We start from the raw sequence: 10,103 nt of genomic DNA on the forward strand, positions 1-10,103 counted from the left end.
ATGTAGACGTGATGAAACTGATCGACGATTTGCGGCGTGACTGGAACCTAGATGTTACGGCCGTGGTCATCACACGTTTTGAAGACCAGCCATCTGCCCTTGTCTTTAAAAATAAATTAGAGCGGCGCGGCTTAAAGGTCTATACCCATAGAGCGACCAAAGGTTATCCCACCGATGTGGAGACTATTGTCAGTCCCGAGGGTTATGGCAGCAACAGTTTTATTGAAACGACCCAGCCTTTGGTTGTTGTGACCGGTCCGGGACCTGGAAGCGGCAAACTGGGTACCTGTCTTTCCCAACTCTACCATGAATTCGAACGGGGAGTTTGCGCCGGGTACGCCAAATTCGAAACCTTTCCTATTTGGAATCTTTCGCTCAAACATCCTGTCAATGTAGCGTATGAGGCGGCAACTGCCGATATACGGGATGTCAATGTGATTGATCCTTTTCATATTGATGTGTACGGAAAAACAGCCGTAAATTATTCTCGGGATGTGGACGCCTTCCCGCTCGTTCGGCGGATACTCGAAAAAATTTCCGGACAGGAATGTTTCTATAAATCACCGACCGATATGGGCGTGAATCGCGTCGGTTTCAGTATTGATGATGACGAGGTGACCCGTGAAGCAGCACGGCAAGAAGTGGTTCGCCGTGTGCTGCGCAGCCGTTGCGAATATTTGATGGGCTTAGCTGAGCGCGATACGGTGGAGCGCGTTGAATTACTCATGAACGAACTGGACGTTCAGGTGGAGGATCGGAACGTCGTACGCGCTGCACGGGAAGCCGCGGCACGAGCGACAAAGACCAATAAAGGGAATGATGGTATTTTTTGCGGCGCAGCAATTGAATTACATGACGATACCATCATAACGGGCTGCAATTCGTCGTTAATGCATGCCGCGACGAGTACGGTCTTGAATGCGATCAAATATTTGGCAGAGATCCCCGATAAGATCCACTTGATTTCTCCGCACATTATCCAAGCCATCGGTGATATGAAGCGCGTAATAAAAAACGGAAAGAGCATCAGTCTCGATTTAGAGGAAGCGCTCATCGCTGTGGGCGCGTCCATGCCGTTTAATAGCGCCACAACCTTGGCGGTGGAACAGCTCAAGCATCTGAAAGATTGCGATATGCACTTGACCCATATCCCAACACCGGGCGATGAAGCAGGGCTGCGCGCGCTCAGCATCAACCTTACCAGTGATGCCGCCTTCGCCACAGAACGCCTATATATCCAATAACGCGCGCTAGCGCAATCGCGCCAGTTCCGGAATGGCACAGCTAAATTGAACTGTTTCTCCAGCACTTCCAAAGTAGCCGCCCCAACCGATACGAACAGCACTGATCTGAGACAAATCTAAGGGCTTATCTTGTATGATGCTCCAGTGTGCCGTCGCGAAGTTCTTTAAAGGGATATGGAGTCGGTGATCTCCGGCTGCATTAAGCGTGATACCCCCCTCTGCTAAATATTCCGCGCCTGTTGCATCTCGTAAAACCACCAACAAGGCATTCGATATTTTTTGCTTTTCCGGCAGTCCAACGCGTAACGATAGAAACGATTCATGACTTAAATCCAAAAATTCGGGAAAATTGAAAGAGGCGAAAAGAAAGCAGTCTACATTACTTTCTGTCAGCTGCGCCGTGAATTGCCAAACAGGGGTGGAGAGCGCGCCCAACAATTCATTCTGTTCTTGTGACGGGATGACATAGGTGCCGTGTGCTAATTCCGGGATCACCAACGGCAGAGCAGAATACATGATTTTCGGTACATTACTTGATGTGAAAATTTTCTTACGCGGTTTCACGACGTTGTCAAGCCGGTAGAACATGGCGCCATAAGCTTTCAATGATACCGGGATATTGGCGGCTGATTGGAGCTCGACCACGGTGCCTGTTTCCGGATCCCACGCTTCTACCTTCCCATCACAAGGCAGATCCATGGTCCCTTCCCACGCTTGACTGCTGTCATTGATAAGAAAATAAAGATGGGCGTCATCCACAAAACGGTGACTCATCCGTAAAGAGTCACTGTTGTTGTTAAAGCTTCCGTCCTTTTCTAAAATATCGTCTAGCAAGGCGGCTAAGAGTGATTCCATACCATGGGGGAGAAAGATGCCTGCGCCTCCGGATTCATTCGTGATAATCTGCACCTCGCCGCCGGTGCCAAAGAGGGTGTTGGCCAGGGTCAAAACTTCTTCAGACGGGAAAAGGCTTTCGCTGTTTTGCGGCCGTGCTCCCAGTGCGAAGATTACGCCGCCCGACTGATAAAAGGCTTCCAGTTTTTTCCAAGCAGCTAAGGGCAGGGTGTCTACTGCCGGCAAAACAACAACGCGCCAGGACAGATTCTTAAATTTAAGAGCGCCGCTTTCTGCCCGCGCCTCAACAAGGGTCTGTGTATCGATGTGGGTATAGCCTCGCTTCGAACGGAATAGATCGTTTTCTGCGCTGTGCAGAATACGTTCAATAGATCGGGCCTCCGCAGACACCTCATCGACCCAATGATTGGAGGGCGTGAAGTGTATCCAGCCCGATTCCACCGGATAGAGCAATGCAACATCATTGACTTGGTAGCCGCCCCGCGACAGCGTGCAGCAGCGGCCCACCCAATCATTGATTCGCTTCAATTGCTCATCCTCAAATCCCTTGAAAACATAATAACTGGTAATCGTATTAATGCCGTTGATCATCAACAGGTTGCAAGTACCTCGAATCTCATCCTCAGAAACCACGCGTACGGGACGGGTATCTCCTTCGGGGCGGTAGTGCTGAGAATGATTGGAGGTTTCACACATAGTCAATGGACGTTCATCAAGATCGGCAACACTGCCGATCATGCGCGCCACGTTTACGGGTACTTCATGGGGCAGGCTCGTAAGACAGTCCATGCCGGGCGTATCGAAACGGCGCAGGCATTGAAAAAAATTACCATAAAAGGGAATGTGTGCAAGGAACATTTCTTCTGCCAACAGATGCCCGCCGCTTGGAATATTATGGTTCCGTCCCCATTGCTGCAATTGCCCGAAATAATTTTCTGAAACCAGATTGCCGATGGTCTGCCAAAAATCGTAACGAATTTTCTTGCCTTCAGCGCCTGTATCCATCACCAAAGCCGGTAACAGAGAAGATATGTCATAACCTTGTTGTTCCTGAAAAGCTTTTCTTAAAACAGGCGACCACGGCAGAACACTGTTTTTTTGTTTGCTTAAAAAGACGCTCATTAAAGAAGGTTCATCGGTGAAGGTGGATTCAAAAAATTTGCCCAGATCCGAACCCAGCCGCCGTGCGTATTCGTCGTGGGTGATCTCAATAAAACGAGCTGTCGGTTCGGGTGCAAGCAAATCAATATAAGGAAACTTAAAAGCGATGCTCGCTTCGGCGTGGGTACCTTCGTAAAGTTTGCTCTTGGTAAATACACAGACACGCCAGTCGCCGTCGGGGGTATCCCATTCAAAATGCCCGTCTTTAATAGCATTGGAAACATCAATGGCTTCCTGCAGATTACCTACACCCTCAAATATTGGTACGGCAAAGGCTTGTTCCAAGGTGCCCGGCGGCAATGCAAAAGAGACCTTGCCCTCATGGGCAGAGGCGTCTATTACATGGAGTCCTTCTGCCTCATATTCGGGATGATCAACTAAGGTCAATCCGCCGGCAGGGCCCGAAGGGTAACCGCATTCATCATAAAGCCACAAGGCAAAGCCCTGTTTTTTGGCTTCTTGAATTCCTTGAATAAAGGACTCCCATTTAGCCTCACTTTTGAAATAGTCTGTGAAAGACACATTCGTAACGGCACCGCCGAAACCTTGACGCTTTAACAGCTCTAAGAACAAAGGCAGCTTTTCCGCTTCGTCCGGCAACTGATGGATCATTTTCAGAATACGCGTATCGGCAGGCGGCGCTAAAAAACGTTGTTTGAGCCCTGCATCAGGCTGTGCCCAAGGCGTCTCCTCCCCGTGGGCAATCTGAAATGCAGATACGAAGACCAAGCATAAAGTGAAGCTTAAAGAGATCATGAATTGTGTTTTAGGGCGAGCGAAAAAAGGCATAAAGAGATACTCCGAATTATTGGATGGCTAGTGTTGCTGTGCAAGCCTCTTAGTTTGCGTTTTTATGCTGTATCATTTCAATAGACTGATTTTTTAAGATGAAAATTCTTTGGGGAAAGTAACGTTTTCAGCCGCTTATTGTATACTATATAAGACGATAAAAGATGTAATACCTTTTAATAACGCGACTTTTTTGCAAAGGCTACGACGAATAAGTAGTTGTGCGTCGAGGAAGTCTTGACATCCGACAGTTCGCCATAACGTAAATACAGTTGAATGGGTTTGGGCTTGTATTTTGCTATTCGTATCGCGCAACCGCAGAGGCGGTGAAGCGTGAAATTTTTGATAATGCAGTTCAACTTTATGTAGAGGTCATGGTCATGAAAACCACCTTAAATTCCCTGTTTCTTTGTTGTGGTATCGTAATCGTATTGACGTTGAGCGGTTGCCATTTATTTTTTCATCCCCCGGGAAATGACGGAGAGGGAGAAGGCGAAGCGCCGGAAGGTGAAATTCAGACGGAAGGCGAGTATTCCTTCGAGGGCGAAAGTCCGGTGGAAGGCGAAATAGTTTGGGAGGGCGAAAGCCCGGTGGAAGGCGAAATAGTTAGGGAGGGCGAGTATCCCTTCGAGGGTGAAAGCCCGGTGGAAGGTGAAATTGAGACGGAAGGCGAATCTGAATTTCCGGAATTTACCAGTGCCGGTGAAGACTATCAATACCGAATCGCGCCGGATGTAGAGTATGCAGAGGATGAGGAAGCTATTTCCGGAGAGGGTAAAAATCGCGAATTGGTGGAACCTGACGTCATTCGACGTTCCGACAATCTCTTGTATATACTCAACCAATACCGAGGCTTGACCATTGTTGATCTTGCCACAGAAACACTCCTGTCACAAACGCCTACCGTCGGCTTCCCACGCGACCTGTATCTCATAGACGATAAAGCCTACGTATTGGTCAGTTATGCGCAAACAGTACGCTATGAAAAGAATCAGTTCCAAGTTGAAAACGGTTCTATACTCTACCTCTTTGATGTGAGCGATCCGGAAGAGGTGATACTCGAAAATAAATTTACCTTTGACGGGGATTTAGTCGATAGCCGCCTCGTAGGTACCATCTTGTACGCAGTGTGCAGCGATTACAGTTATTACGAAGCCGACGATGACACCCCTGTTTTCAATACTGCGTCTGCGAACAAATCCTATGGAACCACGTGGGCAATCAGCGTAAATACTGCCGACCCCGCCAATGTGGTCCTCGTCGATCGGGTGAATTTTGGAGGCTACGGTAATTTAATTCAAGCCACCAATAGCGCGATTTTTTGCGTGAACAATGATTACAACACCAATAACAGCATCATAACCTATGTGGATATCAACGATCCCGATGGCGCTATTCGCGTGCGCGGTGCCGTGGATGTTCCAGGCTATATGGCGGATCGTTTCAAAATGGACGTGTGGGATGGTGTGTTACGCGTGGTGACCAACACCTGGTTCCCCGAACGGAATACGCTGATAACCACCTTTGATCTCAGCGACCCCGATAATCTCATAGAACTGGGACAGGCCCTCCTCGAAAGTGCTTCCGGTGAAACTGTCTACGCCACGCGCTTTGATCAGTCCCGCGCTTATATTGTCACCTATCTAACGAAAGATCCGCTCTTTGTTGTGGATCTTTCCGATCCTAGTAATCCGGAAGTTTCGGGAAAATTGGAAATACCCGGTTGGTCTACCCATATCGAACCGCGAGGCGACAGATTAATCGCCTTGGGCGTTGATGATGAAGGAGGCTGGCGGGTCATGGTGAGTCTTTTTGATGTCAGTAACCCTGAAGATCCCCAACGTCTTGATTATGTGAGTTTCGGTGATGGTTGGTCTTGGTCTTCTGCCTATGATGACGTGAAATCACTCTCGGTTTTTGATGACATGGTTTTGGTGCCCTTCAGCGGTTGGAACGGCGGAAGCGGCGGCTATGATCGCCTTCAGTTCGTTTCATGGAATGAACAACAGCTGAATACACAAGGATTTGTAGACTTGCAGGGAAGCGTTGTCCGTTCCTTTGCTTGGTCCGACCGCTATTATGCAGTCACCCAGGAACAACTTGCCGTCATCGACGGAGACGATATTGCGCAGCCGGTTGTTGAGAATTCGCTTTCCTTGGCAGAAAATATTTCAGACATAGTACCTTTAGGAGAAGGATGGTTTGCTGAAATTATAACCCGTTACGACGCCAACGACACCCTCATTAAACTAAAGCATCTGGACGGGCGAGAGGGAGGTGAAGTGGAACTTCCCTATACCGGTTTTTCTGCCTCTTTTGTATGGAATCAACAGCTCATAATCTCCGGTTCTTTTTGGGAATATGAGCCTGACTATCAATCCTATTATCGTGTAGTAGGGGTTGATTGTTCGGAGGTTGATCACCCGCTCCTTCGTCGGGAATGGAATGTCAAACTGGAGCCCGGTTGGTTTGGAGGCAGGGGCGGGGGATACTATTACCCGATGATGGATGTAATGATGCGCCGCTATTATTATCCTTATTACTCCTCGACAAACGATTATGCTGTACTGGCAGGGGATTACCTTGTCCTGCGCGGCTACGGCAGCACCTTTGAAACCGTGTTAGGAAACAGCAAGCCGCAACAAGGATTGGCGCTCATTGATTTGGCGCGGGAAGATAGCGCAATCGAATATGTCGGGCTGGGCTATGATCATGTCCGAAACGTGCGCAGCGCTGAGGGATTCATTTATATCTCTACCGAAAAAGTCCTTCAATATCTCGATAATTACTATCCGCTATCAGCCTGTTATTTGCAAGTCCTTGATCCTGTCTCCATGGAAATTACAGAAGCTGTCAATGTACCCGGCACCTTTTTCTATAAAAGCCCAAACAGTCAGGTGATTGTCTTAGAGGACAGCCAATATACAAATAACTATAACGTGGTAACCTTGTTGCGCAGCGGCGAACTTCAGCACTTTGAAAAGTTTATTTTGCGTGATTCTGAACTGATGCCTTATCTCAGTGATGATGTGAAAATAGACGGCAACAATATCGTCTATCTCGGTTATGCCTATGCTATTTCCTACACTGAGGAAAGTGGAGCCGACAGCTTGATTAGGGAAGATACTATAGTGCAGCAAGAACGAGAAGAAGGTTATAAAATGGGTGTCTTGCGTCTCACTGACGACGGACGCTTCATCCGAGGCACGACTCATAATTTTGGCTGGATTTGGTCTTCTCTGCTGGGCGTAAAAAATAGTCAGGCTTTTCTGTCCGTATCAGGAGCAGCCGTTGCTTCATTTGACTTGGATACGGATCCCTATCAAATGCTTTCATTGACGCCCGTCATGGGCTATCCGTCGACCCTTCGTTTCAGCGAAGATCATGCCTACATGCCCTTAGGGTATTCAGGCAGTCTTATCGTGCCGTTGCACTAACAAACACAGATTATGCGGAGCGGAATCTCGCGCCCCATTGATTGGTTTTCCCCTTCCTTTAAAAGAAAAAGTGGGAGTGAAAGTTCACTCCCACTTTTGGATAATCACAAGCGTTTTTTCGAAAGCCTAAAGTTCTAAGACTCAGGGTTTATCGTTATGAAAGGTGTCGATTACGCCCACCTCGCTTCCATCAGGATTGAAGGCGACACATTCGCCGCGCCATCCCTCTTCATCAACAATGATGCGGACATATTCATTGACCAAACCAAGTTCATAAGAACCAACCGGTGTTTTCCCGCCCACAATGGAGTGAGGCCATTCTTTCACGACCGTTTCACCGTGATCCAGCCAGCTGCCGCCGCCGGTGATAATGTAATGAACATTGTTTAAAAAGCCTCGTTCATAAGCGTGGGTATGTCCACTGAAACAGGCTTCAACACCGTATTTTTCCATGAGCGGAACCAGCGTTTTGCGCAGCAGTGCATCGCCATCCACCCAGATTTCGCAATAGGGGGGCACGTGCACGAAAAGGAAACGATGCCGTGCATTTTTTGATTCCGGTGATTGCAATTCGCCTTCAAGCCAAGAATCAATATCGGAGTACATGGAACTGTAATCAAGGCAAATAAAACGGCATTGGGCATAGCTAAAAGCAAAGGCGCCGTTGCCGGGTCCGAAACCTTCACGATTTTTGCTGGGATTATCAGAGAATTTGCGCAGTATGGAATTGCCATAGGAATCATGGTTTCCCCAGGCAATAAAGAAAGGTTTTTGTGTCCCTAAATATTTAGCAACGCGATCTAAAAAGAACTGGCGCGTATCTTTATAATCGGCACCATCTTCTGCCAAGTCGCCGGTGGTAACGGCAAAATTAGCATCACTTGCACCCATGTGTTTCATCATTGAGTTGGTGGGTTCGTGGCGGTTACTTGGGTTTTCGCGACAAAAACCCTGGCTGTCCGACCAGACGCAGAAGCTGAAGGGTTCAAAGGCTGCGGGAGCGGTGCGGAAGGAACCTTTGCCCATAGGGTATTGTCCAGCCAGCTTGACCTAATAAAAATAGACGGTACCGGGCTCCAGATCAGTGTTTGTCGACTTGTAAATCATAGAATCGAAGCCGGAGGGAACTGTGGAGGCTTGGACACGTTGTGCCAATTCATCTTTGGTCTTGCCTAAATGTACTTCTCCGGGTAAATTACAGTTAGCTTCCCACATGAGCGTGATACCATCTTGGCGCAGATCTTGTTGGTAGGCGGTTGTGAGCGCACGGACTTGCGGAGGGCCTTTGACTTCCACCTGCGCGAAGGGGAGCCAGTCCGAGATAATGCCGCACTCGTTGCGCAGTTGTACCTTTAGTTCTTGGGTACCGGGCAGATTGTAGGCATGATGTGCGCGCAGTTTAGCGAATTGCGGCAGCAGCAGACTCCAGCGGCCAATAGAACCATCGTCCCAGTCCATACGATACTGCAGCAATTCACCGCAATCTTCCGGAAGATCAAACTGAAAGGCATTCCGTTTGCTTGTAACTGTTTCAGATGGCGATTTGACATTCATAACCTGCGCAGGCTTACAGCCATTTTCACAAACGGGCAGTTCTTTATTCAGGGCAAGGATTTGTTCGGCACTGAGCGGAAATCCAAAAATAAGTACCCGTGATACATCAAGGGGGCCGTCGTCGCCATCATCGTCGGCAAAGAGGAGGACTTTTTCTTGTAAAGCGTAATCTCCATCCACGGGTTGACCAATACCGAGTAAGACACGGTCGTCGTTAACATAAATGTCGAAAATACCATTGCTATTGTCCACGACAATCGCGATACGAGTCCAAGCGTTTGCCTCAACGCATTCTATATGAGATCTTCCTGTTGGCATGCGGCCGAGGTTGCGTTGTCGATTCATTAATTCACAGTTGTTATCTCGTTTGTTTTCCGGGTCGGTCTGGTAGAGTGCAAAAAAACGATCTTCAAAGGTAGTGCGCACATCCATCACAATCGTATATTGATTGATCAGACCCTTGTTCGGAGATGGGATCCCGTGCACACATTCATAGTAACTTTCTTTGCCAATATGCACTGCCCCTTTGCCATTAGGTCCCGTTATCAATGTGTGTTCTCCAACGAGCACAAGATCTTCGCTTTTTGCGGCTTGCAGGATGTTGTCCGTATTGTCGAAGAACCATGCCCCTGAGGCTAATTCTACGACACCATCAGCATAGCTGCCAGAAACACCTACAAGGGTAAGCAGCACGGCAGCACAACACAATAACTTTTTCATAGTACAGATCCTTAGGTGTTGGCCGGCGTCTCATTTTGTATCCGTTTCATCGTTGTGTGTCGACGCCGGCGCAGAGATTTTTGTTGAACAGCCCAAGGGCTGATGCAAAGTTGTTCCTCACACAAATATGTTAGTGATTGAAAAGAATAGTGTAAAATAACACAGGCATCCCGGGATGTGCAAAAAACTCACGGCTGCGCGTTTTCTATAAGCGGCGGTGGTGTGCCCCCCGTAAACTGGTCCATGTATAATGAGAGTTTCGCATCTGCCCTTCGGGCAAGGAGACTTGATTATGTCGAAAAGGAAACGTCACAATCCGGAACAGATCGTTCGCAAACTTCAG

5 protein-coding genes are annotated in these 10,103 nt (G+C 48.2%); 2 read left to right on the forward strand and 3 right to left on the reverse strand.

Features of this window, described 5'->3' with window-relative positions; translation table 11 throughout:
* Positions 1 to 1,244 (forward strand): DUF1846 family protein (locus GX117_07005; GenBank protein ID NLO33086.1); only part of this gene is annotated, 1,244 nt, incomplete at its 5' end.
* Positions 1,245 to 1,250: 6 nt separating this feature from the next.
* Here the strand turns inward: GX117_07005 and GX117_07010 are convergent.
* Positions 1,251 to 4,049, reverse strand: coding sequence for a hypothetical protein (locus GX117_07010; protein NLO33087.1), 2,799 nt, complete (start codon positions 4,047 to 4,049; stop codon positions 1,251 to 1,253).
* 380 nt (positions 4,050 to 4,429) lie between these two features.
* Between GX117_07010 and GX117_07015 the strand changes: the two genes are divergently transcribed.
* A complete protein-coding gene (locus GX117_07015) occupies positions 4,430 to 7,486 on the forward strand; it encodes a hypothetical protein (protein ID NLO33088.1) in 3,057 nt (1,018 codons plus the stop codon).
* A 141-nt stretch (positions 7,487 to 7,627) separates the two neighbouring features.
* Here GX117_07015 and GX117_07020 read toward each other — a convergent pair whose 3' ends face one another.
* Both GX117_07020 and GX117_07025 read right to left on the reverse strand, forming a co-directional pair.
* Positions 7,628 to 8,512, reverse strand: coding sequence for a hypothetical protein (locus GX117_07020; protein NLO33089.1), 885 nt, complete (start codon positions 8,510 to 8,512; stop codon positions 7,628 to 7,630).
* A 24-nt stretch (positions 8,513 to 8,536) separates the two neighbouring features.
* Complete coding sequence (locus GX117_07025; GenBank protein ID NLO33090.1) at positions 8,537 to 9,760, reverse strand: hypothetical protein; 1,224 nt, start codon at positions 9,758 to 9,760, stop codon at positions 8,537 to 8,539.
* Positions 9,761 to 10,103: the final 343 nt, after the last annotated feature.

Source organism: Candidatus Hydrogenedentota bacterium, assembly GCA_012523015.1.
Classification (GTDB): domain Bacteria; phylum Hydrogenedentota; class Hydrogenedentia; order Hydrogenedentales; family CAITNO01; genus JAAYBJ01.